Annotated in this window: 22 protein-coding genes and 1 tRNA gene; 14 read left to right on the top strand and 9 right to left on the bottom strand. The window is 66.9% G+C overall.

Annotated features, from left to right (window positions below):
- Positions 1–8 precede the first annotated feature (8 nt).
- The 3 genes from V9K97_RS05685 to V9K97_RS05675 all read left to right on the top strand — a co-directional run bounded on the left by V9K97_RS05685 (position 9) and on the right by V9K97_RS05675 (position 3,293).
- Positions 9–413, top strand: coding sequence for a phage holin family protein (locus V9K97_RS05685; RefSeq protein ID WP_126746642.1), 405 nt, complete (start codon positions 9–11; stop codon positions 411–413).
- Positions 414–502: 89 nt separating this feature from the next.
- A complete protein-coding gene (locus V9K97_RS05680; protein WP_337316873.1) occupies positions 503–1,219 on the top strand; it encodes a 2OG-Fe(II) oxygenase in 717 nt (238 codons plus the stop codon).
- A 175-nt stretch (positions 1,220–1,394) separates the two neighbouring features.
- Positions 1,395–3,293 (top strand): adenylate/guanylate cyclase domain-containing protein, encoded by a 1,899-nt coding sequence (locus tag V9K97_RS05675; RefSeq protein ID WP_443302682.1) that lies wholly within the window; start codon positions 1,395–1,397, stop codon positions 3,291–3,293.
- Here the strand turns inward: V9K97_RS05675 and V9K97_RS05670 are convergent.
- The gene (locus V9K97_RS05670; protein WP_337316871.1) at positions 3,275–5,281 is read right to left on the bottom strand and encodes an acetoacetate--CoA ligase; all 2,007 of its coding nucleotides are present in this window, start codon (positions 5,279–5,281) and stop codon (positions 3,275–3,277) included. The genes V9K97_RS05675 and V9K97_RS05670 overlap by 19 nt on opposite strands.
- A gap of 100 nt (positions 5,282–5,381) precedes the next feature.
- Here V9K97_RS05670 and V9K97_RS05665 point away from each other — a divergent pair, with 100 nt between their 5' ends.
- The 7 genes from V9K97_RS05665 to fahA are packed head-to-tail and all read left to right on the top strand — an operon-like array spanning position 5,382 to position 11,586.
- A complete protein-coding gene (locus V9K97_RS05665; protein ID WP_337316869.1) occupies positions 5,382–6,113 on the top strand; it encodes a TetR/AcrR family transcriptional regulator in 732 nt (243 codons plus the stop codon).
- Positions 6,110–7,054 carry an ABC transporter substrate-binding protein gene (locus tag V9K97_RS05660; protein WP_337316867.1) on the top strand — a complete coding sequence of 315 codons (945 nt, stop codon included), beginning with the start codon at positions 6,110–6,112 and terminating at the stop codon, positions 7,052–7,054. The genes V9K97_RS05665 and V9K97_RS05660 overlap by 4 nt, the downstream gene beginning before the upstream one ends.
- A complete protein-coding gene (locus V9K97_RS05655; RefSeq protein WP_337316865.1) occupies positions 7,051–7,833 on the top strand; it encodes an ABC transporter ATP-binding protein in 783 nt (260 codons plus the stop codon). The genes V9K97_RS05660 and V9K97_RS05655 overlap by 4 nt, the downstream gene beginning before the upstream one ends.
- On the top strand, positions 7,826–8,596 hold the full coding sequence (locus V9K97_RS05650) for an ABC transporter permease (RefSeq protein ID WP_337316863.1): 771 nt from the start codon (positions 7,826–7,828) through the stop codon (positions 8,594–8,596). Before V9K97_RS05655 ends, V9K97_RS05650 begins: the two co-directional genes overlap by 8 nt.
- Positions 8,593–9,393: an ABC transporter permease gene (locus V9K97_RS05645; protein ID WP_337298383.1), complete on the top strand. Its 801-nt coding sequence runs from the start codon at positions 8,593–8,595 to the stop codon at positions 9,391–9,393. Before V9K97_RS05650 ends, V9K97_RS05645 begins: the two co-directional genes overlap by 4 nt.
- A 44-nt stretch (positions 9,394–9,437) precedes the next feature.
- Positions 9,438–10,244 (top strand): cyclase family protein, encoded by an 807-nt coding sequence (locus V9K97_RS05640; RefSeq protein WP_309955817.1) that lies wholly within the window; start codon positions 9,438–9,440, stop codon positions 10,242–10,244.
- A gap of 19 nt (positions 10,245–10,263) precedes the next feature.
- Positions 10,264–11,586 (top strand): fumarylacetoacetase, encoded by a 1,323-nt coding sequence (gene fahA, locus V9K97_RS05635; RefSeq protein ID WP_281149020.1) that lies wholly within the window; start codon positions 10,264–10,266, stop codon positions 11,584–11,586.
- A 59-nt stretch (positions 11,587–11,645) separates the two neighbouring features.
- On the opposite strand, the gene V9K97_RS05630 is transcribed toward fahA, so the two are convergent.
- From V9K97_RS05630 to V9K97_RS05620, 3 genes are all read right to left on the bottom strand, one after another.
- A tRNA-Gly gene (locus V9K97_RS05630) sits at positions 11,646–11,721 on the bottom strand.
- Positions 11,722–11,768: 47 nt separating this feature from the next.
- Positions 11,769–12,671 (bottom strand): NAD(P)/FAD-dependent oxidoreductase, encoded by a 903-nt coding sequence (locus V9K97_RS05625; RefSeq protein WP_337316859.1) that lies wholly within the window; start codon positions 12,669–12,671, stop codon positions 11,769–11,771.
- Positions 12,661–13,122 (bottom strand): RrF2 family transcriptional regulator, encoded by a 462-nt coding sequence (locus V9K97_RS05620; RefSeq protein WP_337316857.1) that lies wholly within the window; start codon positions 13,120–13,122, stop codon positions 12,661–12,663. Before V9K97_RS05620 ends, V9K97_RS05625 begins: the two co-directional genes overlap by 11 nt.
- Before the next feature lie 258 nt (positions 13,123–13,380).
- Here V9K97_RS05620 and V9K97_RS05615 point away from each other — a divergent pair, with 258 nt between their 5' ends.
- Entirely contained in the window at positions 13,381–13,917 is a 537-nt protein-coding gene (locus V9K97_RS05615) for an adhesin (RefSeq protein ID WP_337316855.1), read from the top strand.
- A 76-nt stretch (positions 13,918–13,993) separates the two neighbouring features.
- On the opposite strand, the gene V9K97_RS05610 is transcribed toward V9K97_RS05615, so the two are convergent.
- From V9K97_RS05610 to V9K97_RS05590, 5 genes are all read right to left on the bottom strand, one after another.
- Entirely contained in the window at positions 13,994–14,437 is a 444-nt protein-coding gene (locus V9K97_RS05610; protein WP_337316853.1) for a MaoC family dehydratase, read from the bottom strand.
- 10 nt (positions 14,438–14,447) lie between these two features.
- On the bottom strand, positions 14,448–15,737 hold the full coding sequence (gene boxA, locus V9K97_RS05605) for a benzoyl-CoA 2,3-epoxidase subunit BoxA (RefSeq protein WP_337316852.1): 1,290 nt from the start codon (positions 15,735–15,737) through the stop codon (positions 14,448–14,450).
- A gap of 122 nt (positions 15,738–15,859) precedes the next feature.
- Positions 15,860–17,287 (bottom strand): benzoyl-CoA 2,3-epoxidase subunit BoxB, encoded by a 1,428-nt coding sequence (gene boxB, locus V9K97_RS05600; protein ID WP_337316850.1) that lies wholly within the window; start codon positions 17,285–17,287, stop codon positions 15,860–15,862.
- Positions 17,288–17,321: 34 nt separating this feature from the next.
- Positions 17,322–18,998, bottom strand: a complete 1,677-nt coding sequence (boxC, locus tag V9K97_RS05595) for a 2,3-epoxybenzoyl-CoA dihydrolase (RefSeq protein WP_337316848.1) — start codon at positions 18,996–18,998, stop codon at positions 17,322–17,324.
- 129 nt (positions 18,999–19,127) lie between these two features.
- Positions 19,128–20,078, bottom strand: a complete 951-nt coding sequence (locus V9K97_RS05590; protein ID WP_337316846.1) for a helix-turn-helix transcriptional regulator — start codon at positions 20,076–20,078, stop codon at positions 19,128–19,130.
- A 200-nt stretch (positions 20,079–20,278) separates the two neighbouring features.
- On the opposite strand from V9K97_RS05590, the gene V9K97_RS05585 reads away from it, so the two are divergent.
- The 3 genes from V9K97_RS05585 to V9K97_RS05575 are packed head-to-tail and all read left to right on the top strand — an operon-like array spanning position 20,279 to position 23,974.
- On the top strand, positions 20,279–20,752 hold the full coding sequence (locus tag V9K97_RS05585; protein ID WP_258503241.1) for a DUF4863 family protein: 474 nt from the start codon (positions 20,279–20,281) through the stop codon (positions 20,750–20,752).
- Positions 20,749–22,299: a 3,4-dehydroadipyl-CoA semialdehyde dehydrogenase gene (locus V9K97_RS05580; protein ID WP_337316844.1), complete on the top strand. Its 1,551-nt coding sequence runs from the start codon at positions 20,749–20,751 to the stop codon at positions 22,297–22,299. The genes V9K97_RS05585 and V9K97_RS05580 overlap by 4 nt, the downstream gene beginning before the upstream one ends.
- Before the next feature lie 52 nt (positions 22,300–22,351).
- Positions 22,352–23,974, top strand: a complete 1,623-nt coding sequence (locus tag V9K97_RS05575) for a benzoate-CoA ligase family protein (RefSeq protein ID WP_337316842.1) — start codon at positions 22,352–22,354, stop codon at positions 23,972–23,974.
- Positions 23,975–24,034: the final 60 nt, after the last annotated feature.

Here is a 24,034-nt window from a genome sequence, read left to right as displayed (position 1 = left end):
TTCACATCATGCTGAACAATCTCGCCCCCTTTCTCGTGCACTGGGCCATCACGGCGCTGGCGCTGTGGGTCGCAAGCCTGATCTTCCGCGGCCTCAAGTTCGAGAGCACATCCGCGTTGGTGATCTCGGCCCTTCTGCTGGGCCTGGCCAATGCCGTGGTGAAGCCGCTTTTGATCGTGCTCACGCTGCCGTTGACGCTGCTGACCTTCGGCCTCTTCCTGCTGGTGATCAACGCGCTGATGATCATGCTGGTGGCCGCGCTGGTGCGGGGATTCAAGCTCTCCGGCTTCTGGACCGCGTTCTTCGCAAGCATCTTCATTTCGCTGTTGAGCATTGCGATTGGGGCGCTGGTGAGCGGCAGCGATCCGGCCACCAACATCCAGATGCCGACGGGCAGCGGCAAGTGGCTGTAGCCGGCAAGTGGATATAGGCGGGTAAGCACGCCGGAAGTGGTGTCCGGAAACGGCCAGCGCCGCCGCCGCGCCGGCAGCACACTGCCCGCATGCCGACGAACTCTCCCGAAAAATCCGCTGCGGCCCTCGACTGGCCGCGCATCGAAACCGAACTCGCCGCGCGCGGCTGCGCCACCACGGGCGTGCTGTTCACCCCCAAGGAATGCGCCGCACTTGCCGCGCTCTACGACGAACCCGGCCACTTCCGCAGCCGCGTGGTGATGCAGCGCCACGGCTTCGGCCAGGGCGAGTACCAGTACTTCGCCGACCCGCTGCCACCCTTGCTCGCCGGGTGGCGCAGCGCCCTCTACGAGCGGCTGGCGCCTCTTGCCAACGCATGGGCCGCGGCCATGGGCCAGCCGGCCGACTACCCGGCGGACCACGCCTCCTACCTTGCGCGCTGCCATGCGGCGGGCCAGTTGCGCCCCACCCCGCTGCTGCTTCGCTATGACGAGGGCGACTACAACTGCCTGCACCAGGACCTGTACGGCGACCTGCAGTTTCCGCTGCAGCTCACGGTGCTGCTGAGCCGGCCGGGCGAAGACTTCACGGGCGGCGAATTCGTGCTGACCGAGCAGCGGCCGCGCATGCAGTCGCGCGCCGAGGTGGTGCCGCTCGCCCAGGGCGAGGCGGTGATCTTCGCGGTCAACCAGCGGCCGGTGGCGGGTACGCGCGGCACCTACCGCGTGACGATGCGGCATGGCGTGAGCCGCGTGCGCGCAGGCCGGCGGCATACGCTAGGAATAATTTTCCACGACGCACGCTGACCCAAATAGTTCCCTTGCGCCGCTGAAGTGTTGCATCGGCCGCGAAATTCTGCACACCTCTGCCCAAAACTTCGATGCGTTAGTAGCGCACTGCACACTTACGCTGACACCTGTTAGCGCGCCCACCGCAAAATGACCGCTGCATTCCTCGACGGGGCAGCCGTCTTTTGCTTTTGTGGAGACAACACCAACATCGCCAAGGGCCACCGGCCCCTATCGCAAGCCGCGCCGCTTCAGAGTGGACGTGGGCACGGTCGTCAGCGCCGTTGCCCTGAGCCAATCGCTGCTGCTGGTGGCGTTGGGCTACTGGGGCTCGCAGCGTTTGGTCTCCAGCATCGGGCAATCGGCCCACAAGGCCAACCACGACCGCACCGAAGACAAGGTGCTCGCCTTTCTGGCCAAGACCGAATCGGTGGTGGGCGCCATCGGCGACTCGCCCAACCTGCGTCCCGCGGGCGACAACTCCGGCCAGACCGCCGAGCTGCTGTGGACGCTGCTGCAGCAATCCCCCGAGCTCGACAGCACCTACGTGGCCAACAGCGACGGCCAGATGCTGATGGTGTTGCGCTACCCGGCGCTGGCGGTGCGGCAGATTTCGCGCGGGCCGGCTTTCACCACCGAAACATGGGAGTACAAGCCGGCCTCCAATGCGCCGGGCGACGTGCGGCAGCGCTACGGCACGACGCGCATCGAGGCCTACCGCAGCAGCTACGACCCGACGCAACGCAGCTGGTACCTGCAGGCCCGCCAGGCCAAGGGCCCGATCTGGACCCAGCCCTACGTTTTTGCCGCCGCACAGGAGCTGGGCGTGACCTATGCACTGCCAAGCAGGCGCGGCCCGGACGAAGGCAGCGAGCGCGCGATGGTCGTGGCGGGCGACGTGTCGCTGGGGCGGTTGTCCGAATTCGTGCGCCTCTTCAGCAGCGGTAGCGGCCAGGGCAACAGCGCCCTTCTGAGCGCCGACTACCAGGTGCTCGCCCGCAGCGACGTGCCGGGCGTGGTCCGCGAACTGGCGCCGGCCAAGGGCGGCATTCTTGGCGCACTGCACGAGCACATGGTTGCCGACGGCCTGGCGGCCGGACCGCACGACACCAGCTTTTCGATCGCGTTCGAGGGCAAGCGCTATCTGGTGCAGCACTCGCGCATTCCGTCCACTGGCTGGCAGCTGGTGAGCTGGGTGCCTGAACACATGCTGCTGGGCGGCCTGCAGCGCGCCGTGCTGTGGGGGCTGCTGCTGGCCGTGATTTTCCTGGCGGCGACGCTGCTGCTGTCGCTGCGGCTCTCCAAGCTGGTCACGGCGCCGGTGGAGAACCTGTCGCGCATTGCGCGGCGCATCGGCTTGCTGGAGCTGGACAACCTGCCGCGTGAAACAAGCCGGGTGCTCGAAATCCAGCACCTGGACCAGGCCCTGGACGAATCGGCGCGAAGCCTCAAGGCCTTCAGCAAGTTCGTGCCGGTCGACGTGATCAACCGGCTCATTGCCGAAGGCCACACGCTGGCGCCCAGCGGCTCGCCGCGCCGCATTGCCGTGATGTTCACCGACGTCGAGGGCTTTACCCGCATCTCCGAATCGCTCGAACCCGATGTGCTGGTGGGCATGCTGACGGAGTACTTCAATCTTGCGGCGCGCGTGTTCGCGCAGCACGGCGGTGTGATCGACAAGTTCATCGGCGACGGCATCATGGTGCTGTGGGGCGCACCCGCGGACCTGCGCGACGCGGAGTACCAGGCCTGCACGGCGGCGCTCCAGCTGCATGCCGAAATGGGCGATCTCAACCGCAAGTGGCGCGCCGAAGGGCTGCCCGAATTCCGCACCCGCATCGGCATTCACACGGGCGTGGTGATCGCCGGCGTGCTCGGGTCGAACGACCGCCTGGCCTACACCGCCTTTGGCGACGTGATCAACGTGGCGAGCCGCATCGAGGGCATCAACAAGCAGCTGGGCACGCAAACATTGGTGTCGGAAGCCACCTTCGAGGCGCTGCGCGGGCGGCTGCGCACGCGCCGCATCGAGGAAGACGCCGAGATCCGCGGACGCCGCACGCGCATGGTGCTCTACGAACTGCTGGCCTGAGCCGCGCGCCGCGCTGCAAAGGCCACGAACCAGTCGAGGCTGCCGGGGTTGGCCATGGCCTCGCGGTTGACCACTTTCTCGATCGGCTGGCCGAGCAGCAGCTTCTTGATCGGCAGCTCCTGCTTCTTGCCCGAAAGCGTGCGCGGGATTTCGTCCACCTGGAAGATGTCGTTGGGCGCAAAGCGCGGTGAAAGCGAGGTCTTGATGGCGTCGTTGATCTTCGCGCGCATGGCGTTGTCCAGCGGCACGCCGGGGCGCAGCACCACGAACAGCGGCATGTAGCTTTCGCGGCCGAGGTATTCGAGATCGACCACCATCGAGTCGAGCACTTCGGGCAGGCCTTCCACGGCGCTGTAGATCTCGCTGGTGCCCATGCGCAGGCCCTGGCGGTTGATGGTGGCGTCGCTGCGGCCGTAGATGATGCAGCCGCCGTCTTCGCCGATCTTGATCCAGTCGCCGTGGCGCCAGATGCCGGGGTAGGTGTCGAAATAGCTCGACAGGTAGCGCGCATTGCCTTCGTCGCCCCAGAAGTACAGGGGCATCGATGGAATGGCCTTGGTGCAGACCAGCTCGCCCACTTCGCCGATGACGGGCTGGCCGTCTTCGTTCCATGCCTCGACCGCGTGGCCGAGCTGCCGGCACTGCATCTGGCCGGGCACTTCGGGCAGTTCGCGGTTGCCGCCGACGAACGCGCCGCAGAAGTCGGTGCCGCCCGAAATGTTGCACCACCACACGTTGCGGGCGCCCGCGGCCAGCAGCTGCTCCGTGCCCCAGCGCTGCACTTCTTCCGACAGCGGCGAGCCGGTGCTGCCGAGCGCGCGCACGCGCGTGAGGTCTCCGCATTCGGCCGCCACCACGCCGGCTTTCATGCAATTGGTGAAGTAGGCCGCGCCGGCACCGAAGAAGCTGATGCGGTGCTTGGCGACAAAGCGCCACAGCACGGCCCAGTCGGGCTTCTCCTTGCTGCCGGCCGGGTGGCCGTCGTAGATGACGATGGTCGAGCCGAACGCCAGCCCGCCGAGCTGGCAGTTCCACATGACCCAGCCGGTGGAGCTGTACCAGTGGAAGCGCTCGCCGAAGTTGTTGGCGCCGTAGCTCGCGCCCACGTCGTTGTGCAGCCCGCAGGCATACATCGTCATGATGATGCCGCCCTGCCCGTGCACGATGGGCTTGGGCAGGCCGGTGGTGCCGCTCGAATAGACGATCCAGATCGGGTGGTCGAAGGGCAGCCACTCGGGCTCGAAGGCGGCCACCTCGGCGTCGTTGCGGGCGATGGCGCCCTGCCAGTCCGCATCGGCCGTGAGCTGCTGCGCGGCATACGGCGTTCTGAGCAGCAGCAGCTTCTGCACGCTGGGCAGTGCATCGCGCAGCTCTTGCACCACGGCGCTGCGGTCGATGGGCTTGGCGCCGTAATGCACGCCGTCGGCGGCAATCAGCAGCATGGGTTCGATCTGGCGAAAGCGGTCGACCACGGCGGCCGTGCCCATGTCGGGCGCGCACACGCTCCACACCGCGCCGATGCTCGAGCACGCGAGAAACGCCACCATGGTTTCGGGCACGTTGGGCATGTAGGCGGCCACGCGGTCTCCGCGCCGCACGCCAAGCGAGCGCAAGGTGAGAGCAACCGAAGCCACCTGGCGGCGCAACTCGGGCCACGACATCTCGCGTACTTCGCCGAGCTCGTTGTCGCTCACGATGGCGGGCATGCCGGCCGCGTGCGCCGCATCGGCATGGCGCAGCACCTCGCGCGCGTAGTTGACCTGCGCGCCCGGGAACCACGTGGCGCCGGGCATGCGCGCTTCGGCCAGCACCGCGGTGTGCGGCGTGGGCGACTGCATGCCCATGTAGTCCCAGATGCTCTGCCAGAAGGCGTTCAGGTCGGTCACGGACCAGCGCCACAGCGCGTCGTAGGTGTCGAACGAAAGGCCGCGCTGGTCGCGCAGCCAGTCCTGGTAGAGGCGAATCTGGGGAGTGTTGGGAGCGAGCATGGCATTGAGCGTAATGCGGCATTCCACGCCGCTCAATCGGGGTTGACCTCAGGGTTTGTACGTGTGTTCAATAGTTTTGTACAGACGTTCAATACGCCCGATGAACACCCGGACCCCGCCCGCCAAACGAAGCGCCCACCGGGCTGCGGCCACCGTGGCCGAAGCCACCCGGCCCGACCGGCGGCAGGCCATCCTGCTGGCGGCCGAAAAGCTTTTTGCACAGCATGGCTACCACGCGGTCACGATCCGCCAGATCGCGGAAGAAGCGGGCGTGCCGCTGGCCCTGGTGGGCTACTACTACGGCCCGAAGCACGAGCTCTTCCACGCGATCTTCGAGCACTGGAGCCACAGCATCGATGAGCGGCTGGCGGGCCTCAAGGCGGTGCACGTCGACCCGGCCGACCTGCGCACGCTGCCGCGCATCATCGAAGCCTTTACCGGCCCCGTGCTCGCGCTGCGCGCGAGTGCGGAGGGCGAGTACTACGCGCTGCTGGTGGCGCGCGAGCTCTACCACGCCACCGAAGAAGCCGACCGTGTGTTGCGCGGCTACTTCGATCCGCTGGCCGAGGCGTACATCGACGCCCTGCACCTCGCCATGCCGCACGCCACGCGCGGGCAGGTGGCGTGGGCCTACCAGTTCGCGCTGGGGGCGCTTTTGCATCACCTGAACGACAGCCGCATCGAACGGCTGTCGCATGGCGAGAACGTGCGCAGCGATCCGGCCGCCACGCCAATGCTCGTGAACTTCATCGTCGGCGGGCTGCGTGCAGCGCTGCCGCGGCCGAAGGCCCCGCCAAAGAAAACCACCACTCCCAGGAGACAAAAGACATGATGAAACGACGCACCCTGCTGTCGGTGCTGGGCGCCGCATCGGCCGCCGCGGCCCTGCCTTCGCGCGCGCAAGCGAACCCGAAGATCGTGTTCGGCTACACGGCTGTGTCGGACTTCGCCTCGGTCTTCGTGGCCGCCGAAGAGGGCTACTTCAAGAAGCGCAACCTCGAGGTGGAGCTCAAGTTCATTCCGCTCAACTCCACCATTCCCGCGGCGCTGCAGTCCGACTCGCTGCAGATCGGCGGGCCCACGCCATCGGTGTTCCTGCAGGCGGTGGACGGCGGGCTCGACCTGGTGCTGGTCGCGGGCGGCGGGCTCACGTCGAAGACGATCACCGGCTTCGGCCTGGTAGCGCGCGCGGGCTCGGGCATCAAGAACCCGCAGGATTGCGTGGGCAAGAAGATCGGCGTGCCCGGGCTCGGCGCGTTCCTGCACGTGACCTTTCGCGCATGGCTCAAGGACAGCGGCGTGGACTACCGCAAGGTCAACTTCGTTGAGGCGTCGTTTCCGCAGCATGCCGACCTGCTGCGCGGCGGCTCGGTCGATGCGGTGGTGTCGGCCGACCCTTTCATGAGCCGCATCACCGAGAGCGGCGCGGGCTACGTGGCTTCGTACTACTCCACCTTCCTGCCGGAGAACAACCAGACCATCGTGCATGCGGCCAAGCGCGAGTGGGTGGCAAAGAACCCGGGTGCCGCGCGCGCGTTCCGCGAATCGCTGGTCGAAGCCGCGGCCTTCATGCAGCAGCCGAAGAACGACGCCAGGGTGCGCGCGGCCATCGGCAAGTACATCAAGCTGCCGCCCGAGGTGCTCGTGAAGATCCAGATCTCGCCGCCGGGCGCCATAGTCAATGAAAAGCAGCTGGGCTACTGGGTCGGCCTGATGAAGGACCAGGACATGCTGAAGACCTCCATCGACGTTGCAAAGCTGATCGCCAAGTGAACGCTGCCGCCGACTTTCTTCGCTTCGATGGCGTCGCGATCCGGCTCGGCGGGCGCGAGATCCTGTCGCCCACTTCGTTCGACGTGGCGCGCGGCGAGTTCGTCTGCATCGTCGGCCCGAGCGGCTGCGGCAAGACCACGCTGCTGCGCGCGGCCAGCGGACTTGTCACCGCCAGTGCCGGAGAAGTGCGGCGCAACGGCGTGAAGATGACGGAGCCTTCGCGCGAAGTGGCTTTCGTGTTCCAGGACTATGGCCGCGCGCTGCTGCCCTGGCGCACGGTAGAAGGCAACGTGAGCCTGGCGCTCGAGGCCGCCGGCGTGCCTGCTGCAGAACGTGCGCCGCGCATTGCCGACGTGCTCGGAAAGGTGGGGCTTGCAAAGCATGCGCAGAAGTTTCCGGTGCAGCTTTCGGGCGGCATGCAGCAGCGCGCGCAAATTGCGCGCTGCCTGGCGCAGAAGCCCGAGCTCATGATGATGGACGAGCCCTTCGGCGCGCTCGATGCGCTCACGCGCCAAAGCCTGCAGGACGAGCTCGCACGGCTCGTGCGCGACGACGGGCTGACGGTGCTGTTCGTCACGCACGACCTGGAAGAAGCCATTTATCTGGGCGACCGCGTGATTGCGCTGCAGGCCAACCCCGGGCCGGAGCGGCCGAGCTTGGCGCGAATGATCGACGTAAAGATTCCGCGCCCGCGCGACCAGCTCACGACCAAGGAGCATCCGGAATATCTACGCCTGCGCCGGGAGTTGTTCGCCTTCATCGAGCAGGGCCATGACTGAACGCGGCATCCTTCGCTGGCTGCGGCCGTGGGTCTTTCCGGCCGTGCTGGCCGGCGCCTTCGAGTGGTACGCGCGGCGCGCAGCCGCATTGGGCAGCGATGCGCTCGCGCCGCCGAGCGCCGCGGCCAAGGCCTTCATGGGCGCGGCGCTCGACGGCTCGCTGTGGCAGGCCACGGGCTTCACGCTGGGCACCGCCGCGCTCGGCCTGCTGCTGGGCGCGGTGCTCGGCATTGCACTTGGGCTGGTGATCGGGCTCTCGCGCCGCGCGGCGCAGCTCGGTTCGCTGTCCATCGAAGTGCTGCGGCCCGTGCCCTCGGTGGCACTGATTCCGCTCGCGATGCTGACCTTCGGCTTCGGCGTGCGCATGGAGCTGGCCATCGTCGCCTTCGCCACCTTCTGGCCACTGCTGGTGCTGGTGCAGTCGGCGGTGCAGCAGATCGAGCCCCGGCTGCTCGAAGTGAGCCGCGTGCTGGGGCTCTCGCCGCGCGAGCGCGCCTTCAAGATCGTGCTGCCGGCCATCGTGCCGCGCCTGTTCGTTGCACTGCGCCTCGGCGTGGCGGTGGCGCTGGTGGTGGCCGTGACGGTGGAGATTGCGGCCAATCCGCACGGCATGGGCTACGCGATGATGATCGCGCAGCAAAGCTTCGACCCTGCGCTGATGCTTGCCTGGCTGGGCTGGATCGGCGTGGTGGGCTTTGCGATCAATGCGGGCATGGTGCTGCTGCAGCGCGTGGTCGCGCGACGCATGGGAGTGCTGCCATGAACGAGGCAGGCCGCCGACGCATCGGCACGGAATGGCTCGGCTCGTTGGCCGTGCTGTGCGCGCTTATTGCGCTGTGGTGGATTGCGAGCAACGCAGGCTGGGTGAGTCGCGTTTTCCTGCCGACACCGCAAGCCACCTTTGCGAGCCTGCTCGAAGGGCTCAACCTCTCGGGCACGAACGCCAATGGAGGCAACGGCGAGTTGCTCGCCTTCACGCAGGCGACGGTCGGCCGCATGGTGCAGGGCTGGCTGTTGGCCTCGCTGTTCGGCGTGGTGCTGGGCGCGGCCATCGGTGTCTCGCCCGCGGTTCGCGCGTGGGTGCAGCCGACGCTCGAATTCATTCGCCCCCTGCCCGCTTCGGCGCTGCTGCCGCTGGCCATCTCGATCTTCGGGCTGAATCCCGGCATGGTGCTCTTCGTGGTGGCGTTCGGCGCGATGTGGCCGGTGCTGCTGGCCACGGTGCACGGCTTTGCGGCCGTGGAGCCGCGGCTCTCGGAAGTGGCGCGCTGCCTGCAGATGTCGCGCGCGGCCTTCGTCTGGAAGATGGGCTTGCCCAATGCCATGCCCGACATCCTGGCCGGCATGCGGCTCGCGCTGACCATTGCGCTCATCGTTGCGGTGGTGGGCGAAATGATCGCTTCGCAAAGCGGCCTGGGCCAGGCCATTCTGCTCGCGGCGCGCGCGTTTCGCGCCAGCGATCTTTTCGCCGGCATCGTGCTGCTCGGGCTCATCGGCTTTGTGAGCAACGCGCTGCTGGCCTTTGCCGAGAAGCGGCTGCTGCGCTGGCAGCAGCCCTGACGACCCCTTCACGCCGACATTAATACCCTGCAAGGAGCCCCGCCATGCCACGCAAGTTTGTAGACCTTTCGATCTTTCTCGAAAACGATGTGCTCTCCGACCCGCCCGCCTTCGCGCCGAAGATCCAGTACTTCACGCACGAGCAAACGTACGAGCAGATCGAGCCCTTCTTTCCGGGTCTCAAGAAGGAAGACCTGCCCGACGGCGAAGGCTGGGCCGTGGAGCTGGTGCAGCTTTCCACGCACAACGGCACGCACCTCGATGCGCCCTATCACTTCCACTCCACCATGGACAAGGCGCTGGGCGAGAAGAAGCCGGCCATTGCCATTCACGACGTGCCGCTCGAATGGTGTTTTCAGCCGGGCGTGAAGCTCGACTTTCGCCACTTTGCAGATGGCTACGTGGTCACGGCCGACGACGTGGAAGCCGAGCTCAAGCGCATCGGCCACACGCTGAGCCCGCTGGAGATCGTGGTGGTGAACACGCGCGCGGGTTCGCGCTACGGCAACCCCGACTACGTCTCGGCCGGCGCGGGCATGGGCTACGAAGCCACCATGTACCTGCTGGAGCGCGGCGTGCGCCTGACGGGCACCGACGCATGGAGCTGGGACGCGCCCTTTGTGCACACCGCCAAGAAGTACGGCGAGACGAAGGACGCCTCGCTCATCTGGGAAGGCCACAAGGCCGGCCGCGACATCGGCTACTGCCACATCGAGAAGCTGCACAACCTGGAAGTGCTGCCGCCCACGGGATTTTTCATCAGCTGCTTTCCGCACAAGATCCGCGGCGCATCGGCGGGCTGGACGCGCGCGGTGGCGATCTTCGACGATGCGCTGATGGCGTCGGTTTGAACACGGGACATCAAGACAGATGATTGCGCTCAACCACACGCATGACGCCGCCGCCAGGAGCTGGCTCGACACCGCCAATGCCGCGGGAACCGACTTCCCGATCCAGAACCTGCCCTACGCGGTGTTCCGCCGCGCGGGCAGCCCGGAGCCGTTTCGCGGCGGCGTCGCCATTGGCGACCAGGTGCTCGACATGGCGGCGCTTTCGGCGCGCCAGTTGCTCGACGGGCTCGCACTCGATGCGGCCCGTGCCGCCGCGCTGCCAGCGCTGAACGATTTCTTCGCGCTCGGCGGCGCCGCATGGCAGGCGCTGCGCCATGCGGTATTCGCATTGTTGCGGGGCGACGCACCGGTCGCGACCAGAAACGCCGTGCGCGAATGCCTGGTGCCGCAAGCCGAGGTCGAGTACACGGTGCCCGCGCGCATCGGCGACTACACCGACTTCTACACCTCCATCGATCACGCGCTCAACATCAGCCGGCTGATGAACCCCGATGGGGACGTGACGCCCAACTTCCGGTGGATTCCCACGGCGTACCACGGGCGCGTGTCGACCATCGGCGTGAGCGGCCAGCGCTTTCACCGCCCCATGGGCCAGACGATGGCGCCGGGCGCCAAGGCGCCGACATATCACGCTTGCGCGCGGCTCGACTACGAGCTCGAGCTCGGCGTGTGGATTGGCGAAGGCAATGCGGCGGGCGAGCCCATTCCGCTCGCGCATGCGGAAGAACATATCTTCGGCATCTGCCTGCTCAACGACTGGTCGGCGCGCGACATCCAGTTCTGGGAGATGGCGCCGCTCGGGCCTTTTCTGGCAAAGAACTTCGCGACCACCATCTCGCCGTGGATCGTGACGATGGAGGCGCTCGCGCCCTACCGCCAGGCCTGGACGCGGCCTGCGAACGAACCCCAGCCGCTCGACTACCTGGAAAACGAAGCGAACCGAGAGAGCGGCGCCATCGATATCCGGCTCGAGGTGTGGCTCGAAAGCGAGAAAGCGCGCAGCGACAAGAGCGGCCCTTCCCGCCTGTCGCGCACGAGCTTCAAGCACCAGTACTGGAGCGTGGCGCAGATGGTGGCGCACCACACAGTGGGCGGCTGCAGCCTGAACCCGGGCGACCTGTTCGGCAGCGGGACCATCTCGGGGCCCGGGCCCGGCGAGGCCGGCGCCATCATCGAACTGACCCGTGCCGCGCAAAGCCCGGTCACGCTGGCCAACGGCGAACAGCGCGGCTTTCTGGAAGACGGCGATGCGGTGCTGCTGCGCGGCTGGTGCGAGAAGCCGGGGCATGCGCGCATCGGGTTCGGAGAAAGCCGGGGAACGGTGCTGCCGGCACGGGGCTGAGAAACTTTGCAGCGCCCAAAAGAAAAGGCCACCGGTGAGGTGGCCTTTTGCTAGAAATGTGGAGCGGGAAAAGAGTCTCGAACTCTCGACCTCAACCTTGGCAAGGTTGCGCTCTACCAACTGAGCTATTCCCGCATTTCAGGAGTCGAATTATAGAGGGATTTTGGGGCCGTTTCGGCGGGTCAGGTTTCGAACACCAGCGACCTGTGCAGAGACACCCCCGCCATCACGCCATCGGCGGAGGCCAGCGTGGCGTTGTGCATCAGCATGGCGGCGTCGCCCGCGGCAAAAACGCCGGGCACCGTGGTCATCTTCATCGCGTCGGTGCGGATTACCGGACCGAACGGGCCGTCGTCGAAGGCGCAACCCAGCTGTTCGGCCAACGGGCTGCCCGGCCGCGTGCGGGGCGCCAGGAACAGCGCGTCGAGCGGCACGAGGCGGCCGCCCTCGAGGCGCACGGCCGAAAGCTCTTGCCCCGGCCCTTCGAGCGCCACGACGCGATCCGTTTCAATGGTCACGCCGCGCGCCTGCAGCTTGGCGCGCACCTCGTCGTCGACCGTGTTGTTGCCGTTCAAGAACAGCGTGGCCGACCCCCATTCGGCAATGAGCATTGCGTGCTCGGGCGCGTGCGGGCTCTCGAGCAGGATGCCCAGTTGCCGGTCGCTGAACTCATAGCCGTGGCAATAGGGACAGTGCAGCACGCTGGTGCCCCAACGCTCGCGCACGCCGGCGATGTCCGGAAAGCCGTCATGCACGCCGAACGCCAGAACGATCTTGCCGGCCGATAGCTGCCGGCCGTCTTCAAGCGATGCGTTGAATCCGCCTGCGCCATCGGCATGGGCACCCGCCACGCTCCCTTCGATGAAGGTGACGTTCGGATACGCCAGCACCTTGGCGCGCGCATCGGCAATCATCTTCAGCGGCGGCGTGCCGTCCTGGCCAAAAAAACCGTGCGAGGCCGCGGCAAAGCGGTTGCGCGGCGCGCCCGCATCGACCACGCACACCTTCTTGCGCGCACGGGCAAGCTGCATTGCAGCGGAAAGGCCGGCAAAGCTGCCGCCCACGACCAGAGCGTCATAGCGCATGTTCAATGTCCTTATGAGTGAAGCCGCCGCCCGTCATGCGGCGATGAAAGTCTTTCGACAAGTCGGCCAGCGTGATGCTGTTGAAACGCTTGAGCAGCAAGGCCTCGGCCTCCTGGCAGGCACCGTCGAGCGCGGCGTTCACCGCCTGCTCGACCACGCAGCCGGGGCTCTCGGTGCGGTTGCCCATGGCCAGCAGCGCGGGCGAACCGACCGCGTTGTGGATGTCGCCCAGCGTGACCGCGGCCAACGAGCACGACAGCACCCACCCGCCGCCGTGCCCCTTGGCCGAGCTCACGAAGCCGGCCTGGCGCAGGCCCGACATGACCCGCCGCACCACAACCGGGTTGGTGTGCATGGCCACGGCCAGCGATTCGGAGGTGACGGGCCCGTCCGTCTCGGCCATGTGCAGCAGCACGTGTAGAACGGCGGAAAGCTTGCTGTCTCGTTTCATGCAACATTATTAGTTGCATGAAATGAAGCATGCCGAGATTGAAGGCGATTTGCCCCTACGGATCGAACGGTTGTGAACGTGCGGTGGACGCGGCGGGGTTAACGCGCGAGCCCTCTTTTCCGCTGACGGAGGCGTCCCACGCAAGTGAGCGACTGCTTCGCACACGGCGACATATGCCGGTGTGGTCACGGTAGCGACCGAACTGGCCCAAAGCCGGTTCTGGTCATCCGACCATTCAATCGAAAGGAAAAGTTACCTATGAAGCAGCAACAACAACACAAGTCCATCGTCGTCGGCGCCTTGCTCGCAAGCCTGCTCGCACTGAGCGGTTTTGCACAGGCACAAGGCGTTGGAGTCGGTGTAGGCGTGAATGCCGATGTCAACACGTCGGGCGCGGTGAAGACCGCACCGGCCCAGGGCAGTGCAGGTGCAGGGGCGGGAACGGCCGCAACGGCGGGCACCTCTGCCAGCGGCAATGCCGGCGGTGGCACCAGCGGCGCAGCGGGCGGCCTGGGCAATACGCTCGGAGGCGTGGTCGGCGGTGCAACGGGTGCCGTAGGTAACGCAACGAACACGGTAGGCGGTGCCACCGGGGCCGTGAGTGGTGCCACCGGCGCGGTGGGCGGCGCAACCAATGCAGCCGGCGGTGTGACCAACACGGTCGGCGGCACGCTGAACGGCGCGACGGGTGCGGTGGGCTCGGCCGGCGGCGCGGTGAAGCCTTCGGGTGCCGGCGTGGGCGCGAAGGCCAGCGGCAAGGCCAAGGGCTCGGGCGCGGTCGACGTGACGAAGTAACCCGCTTGGCACTCGAAGGCCGCTAGCGGCCAGAAAGCCCGCAGCGCTCGCGCGTTGCGGGCTTTTTCATGAAGCGTCAGCCGGTCGCTTCAAGCCTGAAAAGACTGGTGACTTCCACGTCGAGCACCATCAGCTCGCGCTGGTTGAAGAGCCGCCAGCGCCAGCGCATGATGCCCAACGTGGGCCGCTTCTCCGAGCGCCGCACCTCGATGACATCGGCCACGAGACGCAAGGCATCGCCGGGCCGCACGGGATGGGGCCAGCGCACATGCTCGAGCCCCGGTGACGCGAACGATTCGGAGCCCGCGAGCGCAGCATCGACCACGAGACGCATTGCGATGGAGCAGGTGTGCCACCCGCTTGCGATGAGTCCGCCAAAGGCGCTGCCCGCCGCGGCTTCGGGATCGGTGTGAAACCATTGGGGGTCGTACGCTCGCGCAAACCCGATCAGCTCGGCTTCGGAAACGACATAGGGCCCGGCCTCGATGACCTGGCCCGCATGGAAGTCGGCGAACTGCATTCGCCGCAGCTTAGTACGTTTCCAGGTGCAAGCGGCCTTCGCGCTTCAATGCGGCACCCACGGTGTCCCAGTCGAGTCCGGCTTCCTTTGCGACGTCGCGCAATGCGAGCACCACGCCTTCTTCCATGCTCTTGAGGCCGCACACGTAGAAGTGGCTCGCGCCGTCTTTCAGCAGCGCGGCCAGGTCGGCGGCGCGCTCGCGCATCAGGTCCTGCACGTAGCGCTTGGGGCTTCCCGGCGTGCGCGAGAACGCCAGGTTGATGTCGATGAAGTCCTTGGGCAGCGACTGCAGCGGGCCGAAGTACGGCAGCTCCTGCTGGGTGCGCGCGCCGAAGAACAGCATGAGCTTGCCGCCTTCGAACTTGCCGCTCTTGCGCAGGCGCCGGCGCCACTCGGTCATGGCGCGCATCGGTGCGCTGCCGGTGCCGGTGCAGATCATCACGATGTGCGACTTGGGATGGTTCGGCATCAGGAACGAGGCGCCGAAAGGCCCCACCACCTGGACCGTGTCACCCACCTTCAGGTCGCACACATAGTTGGAGCACACGCCGCGCACCGGGTCGCCCTGGTGGTCTTCGGTGACGCGCTTCACGGTGAGCGACACGTTGTTGTAGCCGGGCCGCTCGCCGTTGCGCGGGCTGGCCACAGAGTATTGGCGCGCATGGTGGCGCTTGCCGATGGCATCCACACCCGGCGGAACGATGCCGATCGACTGGCCTTCGAGTACCGGGAACGGCACCACGCCGAAGTCGAGCACGATGTGATGTGTCTCGCTGTCGAAGCCCGCCTCGGTGCAGTTGAAGTTGCCGACCACGGTGGCCGTCGTCGGAGACTTCGGCGGAAAGAGATTGGTGTAAGCGTGCGCAGCGGACCATGGCGGCACGGTGGCGCCGTACTGGGCGGAGTTGAAGACGGGCTCGGCGGCTTCGGCGGTGGCCTGTGCTTGCGTCAGCGCGGGTGCGGCAGCCGGCGCGGCTTCGTCGCTGCTGTCGGCGGCTACGCCAGCGGCTTCCAGCTCTTCGGGGGACAGCTCCGCAGGCAGCGACTCCCAGGTGAACTGCTCCTCGATGGAGTACGCGCGCACCACGGGCATGGTGCGCCAGTTGTCGATCGAGCCCGTGGGGCACGGCGAGATGCAGGCCATGCAGCCATTGCAGATGTCGGCCCGAACGACATAGTTGTTGTCGTCGTGCGTGATCGCGTTGACGGGGCAGGTGGCCTCGCAAGTGTTGCAGCGGATGCAGATCTCGGGGTCGATCAGGTGCTGCTTGATGACCCCGGCTTCAACGGCCATGTCCATGTTGTTCTCCTGGAGCCCTCCCCTTCCGGGGGAGGGTTGGGTGGGGGCAAGCGGCGCTTGTCGTGGTCACGCTGCCTGCCCCCATCCCTGCCTTCCCCCAGAGGGGGAAGGAGCAATACCGATTACCCGAAACGCACGTACTCGAAATCCACCGGCTGGCGGTTGATGCCCATCACCGGCGGCGAGATCCAGCCGGCAAACTTGCCCGGCTCCACCACGCGGCCCATCAACGATGCCACGAAAGCAAAGTCTTCGGCGCTCGGCAGCCATTCGTTCTTCTTGGCGGCCCATTCGACCTCGTTCACCACGCGGCCTTCGGGCGACATCTTGATGCCGGCGAGCGCGCCGATCTGGCGGTTGAAGGCCTTGTGCGGCACCACCAGGCGGGTGGGGATGCCGGCCTTCTCGAGCACCTTGTTCCAGCGGCCGACGCCGGCGACCGAGTCCTTGATGAAGTCGTCGCGCAGCACTTCGTTCAGTGCGTTGAGCATCGGCACGTCCTTCTCGACGAGCTGGCCGTCCTTCACCTCGAGCACCTTGTAGGTCTGGCCCTTGAGCACGTGGTCGTCGGTGCGCTTGCCTTCTTCGTAGCGGCCCTTCAGGCCCGAGCTGTAGAAGATGGCGGCGTTGCTCGACTGGTCGGCACCGAACAGGTCGATGGTCACGCTGTAGTGGAAGTTCAGGTAGCGCTGAATCGTGCCCAGGTCGATGGCACCGGCCGCGCGCACCTTCTGCGCGTCGTCGGTCTTCAGCTCGTTCATGACCTGCGCGGTGCGCGCCAGAACGCGCGACACGCCGCTTTCGCCCACGAACATGTGGTGCGCCTCTTCGGTCAGCATGAACTTGGTGGTGCGCGCGAGCGGATCGAACGCGCTTTCAGCCAGGGCCGAGAGCTGGAACTTGCCGTCGCGGTCGGTGAAATAGGTGAACATGAAGAACGCGAGCCAGTCGGGCGTGCGTTCGTTGAAGGCACCCAGGATGCGCGGGTTGTTCTCGTCGCCCGAGGTGCGCTGCAACAGCGCCTCGGCTTCTTCGCGGCCGTCGCGGCCGAAGTGCTTGTGCAGCAGGTAGACCATGGCCCACAGGTGGCGGCCTTCTTCCACGTTGATCTGGAACAGGTTGCGCAGGTCATACATGCTCGGTGCGGTCAGGCCCAGGTGGCGCTGCTGCTCGACCGAGGCCGGCTCGGTGTCGCCCTGCGTCACGATGATGCGGCGCAGGTTGGCGCGATGCTCGCCGGGCACGTCCTGCCAAGCCTTTTCGCCCTTGTGGTCGCCGAAGTGGATCTCGCGGTTGGCGTCGCCCGGGTTCAGGAAAATGCCCCAGCGGTAGTCGCGCATCTTCACGTGGCCGAATTGCGCCCAGCCTTGGGGGTCGACGCTCACGGCCGTGCGCAGGTACACGTCGTAGTTGGTCGAGCCGTCCGGGCCCACGTCGTCCCACCAGTTGATGAAGTTGGGCTGCCAGCCTTCGAGCGCGCGCTGCAGCGTGCGGTCTTCGCCGAGGTTGACGTTGTTGGGGATCTTCTCGCTGTAGTTGATCGTGCTCATCGTTGTTCCTTGGGTTGTGCGAAGGACTGCGGGTTCAAACGCGGTTCAAATCGAAGCCGGCCTTTTCGCCGGTGCCGTAGACCTTGAGCGCACCCTTCTCGCCAACGGCGTTGGGGCGGTTGAAGATCCAGTTCTGCCAGGCGGTGAGCCGGCCGAAGATGCGGGTGGCCATGTTCTCCTTGCTTGCGAAGCGCAGGTTGGCTTCCAGGCCGGTGAGCGCGTCGGGCGACATGGCGGCCCGCTCTTCGACCGCGATGCGGATTTCGTCGTCCCAGTCGATGTCGTCGGGCGCGGCGGTTACCAGGCCGAGCTTCAGTGCTTCGTCGGCCTCGAGCGGCTTGCCGGCCGCGGCGCGCGCTGCGTCGAGCGGCGCGGCTTCTTCATAGAAGCGGCGCTCGAGGCGGCTCTGGTCGTTCACCATCGGATAGAAGCCGAAGTTGAATTCGTTGAGCACGAGCTTCGGCGCGCGCTCGGCATCGTCGGGCAGCGCCAGCATGTAGCTGCGGTCGGCTGCAAAGGCCAGCTCCGCCAGCGTGCCGGCAAAGCACGAGCCGGCCTCCACCAGCGCGAACAGGCTGCGCGACGACACGTCCAGGCGTGCCAGCGTGCGGCGCAGCGCGCCGATGGTTTCGCGCACCAGCCAATGGTCCTTGTGGGCGAGCATCACGGCGTCCGACGCGAGCACGGCCTGTGCGTCGCCTTCGGTCTTGAGCAGCCAGGTGCCGATGTCCAGCTCGTTGGTGCGCAGGTGAAGAATGGCGTCGTCCAACTCGCGGCACACGGCCAGCGGCCACCATGCGGCGCCTGCGGCCTCGATGTCGGCAACGCCGGCCGGCTGCGTGCCGGTGGGTGCTTTCACTGTGATGGTGGCCGTGCGCTTGCTGCGGTCGATCTGGATCCCGACGTTCGAATAGCGCAGGCTGTCGGCGGTTTCCTCGCGCTCCAGGCGGGTCAGCGCCACGCCCTTGCCGCCCGCGGGGCGGTCGCTGCCGGCGGCGAGCTGCGTGGCGCGGTCTTGCACGGCGGCCGCAAATTGCGCGGGCTTGGCGACCGCATCGACCAGCCGCCACTCGACCGCGCGCTGGCCGCGCACGCCTTCGACGCTGGTGCAGAAGATGTCGGCGAGGTCATGGCGTACATGGCGCTTGTCGGTCACGCGGGTGAGACCGCCGGTGCCGGGCAGCACGCCGAGCAGCGGCACTTCGGGCAGCGACACGGCCGAGGAGCGGTCGTCCACCAGCAAGATCTCGTCGCAGGCCAGCGCCAGCTCGTAGCCGCCGCCGGCGCAGGCGCCGTTCACAGCCGCGATGAACTTCAGGCCCGAATGCTTCGACGAGTCTTCGATGCCGTTGCGCGTTTCGTTGGTGAACTTGCAGAAGTTCACCTTCCAGGCGTGGCTCGAGACGCCCAGCATGAAGATGTTGGCGCCCGAACAGAAGATGCGGTCCTTGCCGCTGGTGACGATCACGCTGCGCACTTCGGGGTGCTCGAAGCGCACGCGGTTGAGCGCGTCGTTCAGTTCGATGTCCACGCCCAGGTCGTAGCTGTTGAGCTTGAGCTTGTAGCCGGGGCGAATGCCGCCGTCTTCCGCAATGTCGAGCACCAGGCGCGCCACCGCGCCGTCGAAGCTGAGCTTCCAGTGCTTGTACTGCGCGGGCTCGATGCGGTAGTCGACGCGCGGGGGCGCCTGAAGGGTCGTGGTCTCGGTCATACGGAAGTCTCCTGTGGGGGCCAGATGCAAACCGGAAGAATAATGCATCTTCTGGTTCCGATGACATGCATCATGCTGCATGCGAACAGGCAAGTCAATGCCTGAATCGCTTTTTTTCAAAACTTCAGTTCAGGCGCCGATGCCGATCGACTGGCGCGCGGCAGCCCGCAGCGCCTGGAAGCTCTGCGCCAACGTCTTGCCGCTGGTGTCCACCGAAAGATCGGCCTTCGAATAGAAAGCGGCGCGCCCGTTCAGGATGCGGCGCAGGTCTTCCATGGCCTCCTTGCTGGCCGCCATGGGGCGGGTGTCGCCCTGCGCGGCCACGCGGCCCATGTGCTCTTCGGGCGCGGCCTGCAGCCACACGGTGGTGCAGTGCGCGAGCAGCTCGTTGAACGTGGCGGGGTCGGACACGATGCCGCCCGGCGTGGCAATGACCACTTCGCTGTAGATCTGGATCGTTTCCTCGAGCGCGCGGCGTTCGTAGCGGCGGTAGGCATTGGTGCCATACAGGTCGTGGATCTCGCGCACGCTGCAACCCGCGAGCTTCTCGATCTCGCGGCTCAGTTCCACGAACGGCAGGTCGAGGTCGTCGGCCAGCATTTGCCCGAGCGTCGACTTGCCGGCGCCGCGCAGGCCCACGAGCGCAATGCGGCGGTGCCGAGCCGGATCGACCGAAGCCGTACCCAGCAGTTCGCCCAGCGCCAGGCGCACCCGGCGCAGGTCGGTTTCGCTGCGGTTCTCGAGCAGCTCGCGAATCAGCAGCCACTCGGGCGAGCTGGTGGTCACGTCGCCGACCAGCTCGGCCAGCGAGCAATGCAGCGCACCGGCCACCTGCTGCAGCACCAGGATCGATGCGTTGCCGATGCCGTATTCGAGGTTGGCCAGGTGCCGCTCCGACACGCCGGCCGAAATGGCCACGGCCTTGCGTGTGAGCCCGCGCTGCGCGCGCAGGTTGCGCACGCGGTCGCCCAATGCGGCCAGCAATGGGTTCCTAGCCTCCCCGGCCGATGCGGCGGCTGCGTTGCCGGCGTGATTGCCGTCGTGCGCGGTGGACAGCACCGCGTCTACATGCTCGTTCATGCAAGTCCTCGTTCTTGGCCGGGATTGTGCGCGCTCAGGGTAAACACCATATATGCACTATATTGCTTGACACCTATTGACTCGGTGCTTATCGTTCGACCACAAGCAAGATACTGCACGCGCAACGATCCTGCAATGTAGTTCATAAGTTCGCTGTGGCGCCACCCCTGCCAGCCAGCCTCCAAAAAGGAAGCCCGCCAATGTCCAGCAAGGAAGCATTTCACCAGTTGATTGCCGGCCTGACCGCCGAAATTGCCGGCCGGCCGCTCGACGAACAGCTCGACCAATGGCTGAACGCCGCGCACGGCGCGGGCACCGCCACTTTCGAGCAACTGCGCCAGGCCTGCATCGGCGGCGTGGCCGAAGGCTGGCTGTGCGAGCGCGAGGGCGGCGGCATCCGCTACGGCCGCGTATTCAAGGCCGAAGACGCACTGCACCGCTTCTCGGTCGACGTGGTCGACATGCAGGACATCGCTGGGCCGCACCACACGCATCCCAACGGCGAGATCGACCTGATCATGCCGCTCGAAGGCAGCGCCGGCGCCACCTTCGACGGCCGGCCCGCGGGCTGGTGCGTCTACGGGCCCGGCACCGCGCACCGCCCGACGGTGGCACAAGGCCGCGCGCTCGTTCTCTACCTCTTGCCCGAAGGGCAGATCAAGTTCACCCAATGACCGAGCTCCTTTTCAACTACGTCGCCGGCCGCTGGCAAAGCGGATCGGGCGCCGGCACGCCTCTTTTCGATCCGGTGCTGGGCACCGAACTCGTGCGCGTCGACGCCACCGGCCTCGACCTGCCCGCGTCCTTTGCCTTTGCACGCGAACAGGGCGGCGGCGCGCTGCGCGCCCTCACTTACCGTCAGCGCGCGGGGCTGCTTGCTGCCATCGTGAAGGTGCTGCAGGCCCATCGCGATACCTATTACGAAATTGCGACCGCGAATTCGGGCACGGTGAAGAACGACTCGGCCGTCGACATCGACGGCGCAATCTTCACGCTCGGCCAGTACGCCAAATGGGGCGACGCGCTCGGCGACGTGCGCGCGCTGCGCGACGGCGATGCGGCGAAGCTCGGCAAGGAGCCGGTGTTCATGTCGCAACACCTGCAGGTGCCGACGCACGGCGTGGCGCTCTTCATCAACGCGTTCAACTTTCCGTCGTGGGGGCTTTGGGAAAAGGCCGCGCCCGCGCTGCTCTCGGGCGTGCCCGTGATCGTGAAGCCCGCCACGGCCACCGCCTGGCTCACGCAGCGCATGGTGCGCGACGTGGTCGATGCGGGCGTGCTGCCCGCGGGTGCGCTCTCCGTCATCTGCGGCAGCTCGGCCGGCCTGATGGACGCGCTGCAGCCCTTCGATGTCGCCTCATTCACCGGCTCGGCCGAAACCGCGGCGGTCATCCGCTCGCACCCGGCCGTTACCGAACGATCGGTGCGCGTGAACATCGAGGCCGACAGCCTCAACAGCGCGCTGCTGCTGCCCGGCGAGGCGCCCGGCAGCGAGGCCTTCAACCTGCTGGTGCGCGAAGTGGTGCGCGAGATGACGGTGAAGTCCGGCCAGAAGTGCACCGCCATCCGCCGCATCCTGGTGCCGGCCGAGGTGTACGAAGCCGCCGCCGACGCCATCGGCGCCAAGCTCAAGAACGTGACGGTGGGCAACCCGCGCAACGAGAGCGTGCGCATGGGTTCGCTCGTGAGCCGCGCGCAGCTGAATGCGGTGAGCGAGGGACTGGAAGCGCTCTCTGCACAGACCACGGTGCTGCATGACGGCCGCAACACGCCGCTGATCGATGCCGAGCCCTCGGTGGCCGCCTGCATCGGCCCGGTGCTGCTGGGCGCGCGCGATGCCGATGCGGCGCAGCGCGTGCACGATGTCGAAGTGTTCGGCCCCGTGGCCACGCTGCTGCCCTACCGCGATCTTGCGCACGGCATCGCGCTGGCGCATCGCGGCCAGGGTTCGCTGGTGACGTCTCTCTACGGCAGCGACGACGCCGCGCTGGCGCAGGCCGCGGTTGCCGTTGCACCAAGCCACGGCCGCGTGCACGTGATCACGCCCGAGGTGGCGCAGGCCCACACCGGCCATGGCAACGTGATGCCGATGTCGCTGCACGGCGGCCCCGGCCGCGCGGGTGGCGGCGCCGAGCTCGGCGGATTGCGCGCGCTGGATTTCTATCACCGCCGCAGCGCGGTGCAAGCGAGCCCCGGCGTGCTCGCGCAACTCGGCCTCTAGCCTCTCTAGAAGCAGAACCGAGAAGAAAAGAACACGGCCCCAGGAGACACGCATGACAAGCCCGCCCGCACGATTCAACTTTGCCGAACACCTGTTCGCCCTCAACCGCGGCCGCGCCGAACGCATCGCCTACATCGACGACCGCGGCACGCTGAGCTACGGCCAGCTCGAAGACCGCGCGCGCCGCCTGGCTGCTGCGCTGAAGGCTGCCGGCGTGCGCCGCGAAGAACGCGTGCTGTTGCTCATGCTCGACAGCAGCGACTGGCCCGTGAGTTTTCTGGGCTGCCTCTATGCCGGCGTGGTGCCCGTAGCGGTCAACACCCTGCTCACGCCTGACGACTACGCCTACATGCTCGACCACAGCCGCGCGCAGGCCGCGCTGGTGTCGGGTGCGCTGCTGCCGGGCCTGCAGGAGGCGATGGGCCGCGGCACGCATGAAGTGCACACGCTGATCGTCTCGCAGCCAACCGGGGCGCTGCCCGCAGGCGCGCTGGAGTTCGACAGCCTGATCGCCGCCGCCGAGCCGATGGCAGCGGCCGCGCCCACTGCTTCCGACGACCCGGGTTTCTGGCTGTATTCATCCGGCTCCACCGGCAAACCCAAGGGCACGGTCCACACGCATGCCAACCTCTGGTGGACGGCCGAGCTCTACGGCAAGCCGGTTCTCGGGCTCACTGAGAACGACGTGTGCTTCTCGGCCGCGAAGATGTACTTTGCGTACGGCCTCGGCAATGCGCTGACCTTTCCGTTGTCGGTCGGTGCGACTGTCGTGCTGATGGCCGAGCGCCCCACGCCAGATGCCACCTTCCGCCGCTGGACCGGAGACACTGGCCCCCAAGGCGCTTCGCGCCTGCCCCCCGAGGGGGCTGGATCGGCTTGGGGCGGCCCGGCGCCGATCCGGCCCACAGTGTTCTTCGGCGCGCCCACGGGCTTTGCCGGCATGCTCGCTTCGCCGAAGCTGCCGGCGCGCGAGCAGGTGGCATTGCGCATGTGCTCCTCGGCCGGCGAAGCCCTGCCGGGTGAGATTGCGCAACGCTTCAAGGCGCACTTCGGCTGCGAGATCATCGACGGCATCGGTTCCACCGAGATGCTGCACATCTTCATTTCCAACCGCCCCGGCGACGTGCGCTACGGCACCACCGGCCGGCCGGTGGAAGGCTACGAAGTCGAGCTGCGCGGCGAAGACGGCCGCCCGGTGCCCGACGGCGAAGTGGGCGACCTCTACATCCGCGGGCCGAGCGCAGCGCTCATGTACTGGTGCAACCGCGAGAAGTCGCGCGAAACCTTCCAGGGCGGCTGGACCAAGAGCGGCGACAAGTACACGCGCGATGCCGACGGCTACTACACCTATGCCGGCCGCAGCGATGACATGCTGAAGGTCAGCGGCATCTATGTGTCCCCGTTCGAGGTGGAAGCCACGCTGATGCAGCACCCGGCCGTGCTCGAGGCCGCGGTGATCGGCAAGGAAGACGCGGACGGGCTGACCAAGACGAAGGCCTTTGTGGTGCTGAAGGAAGGCCAGTCGGTCACGGACGAGGAACTGAAGGCGTTCGTGAAGGAGCGGCTCGCGCCGTACAAGTACCCGCGGTTTCTGGAGTTTGTGCAGGAGCTGCCGAAGACGGCGACGGGGAAGATCCAGAGGTTTCGGTTGCGTGAGCGGGAGAGGCAGGCATGAGCGGCTCCCTGTCTTTCTCCCTCCCCTCCCGGGGGAGGGCTGGGGTGGGGGCAAGCGGCC

Source organism: Variovorax sp. CCNWLW186 (genome assembly GCF_037203865.1).
Taxonomy (GTDB): Bacteria; Pseudomonadota; Gammaproteobacteria; order Burkholderiales; family Burkholderiaceae_C; genus Variovorax.
This window is presented reverse-complemented; position numbering and strand designations above follow the sequence as displayed.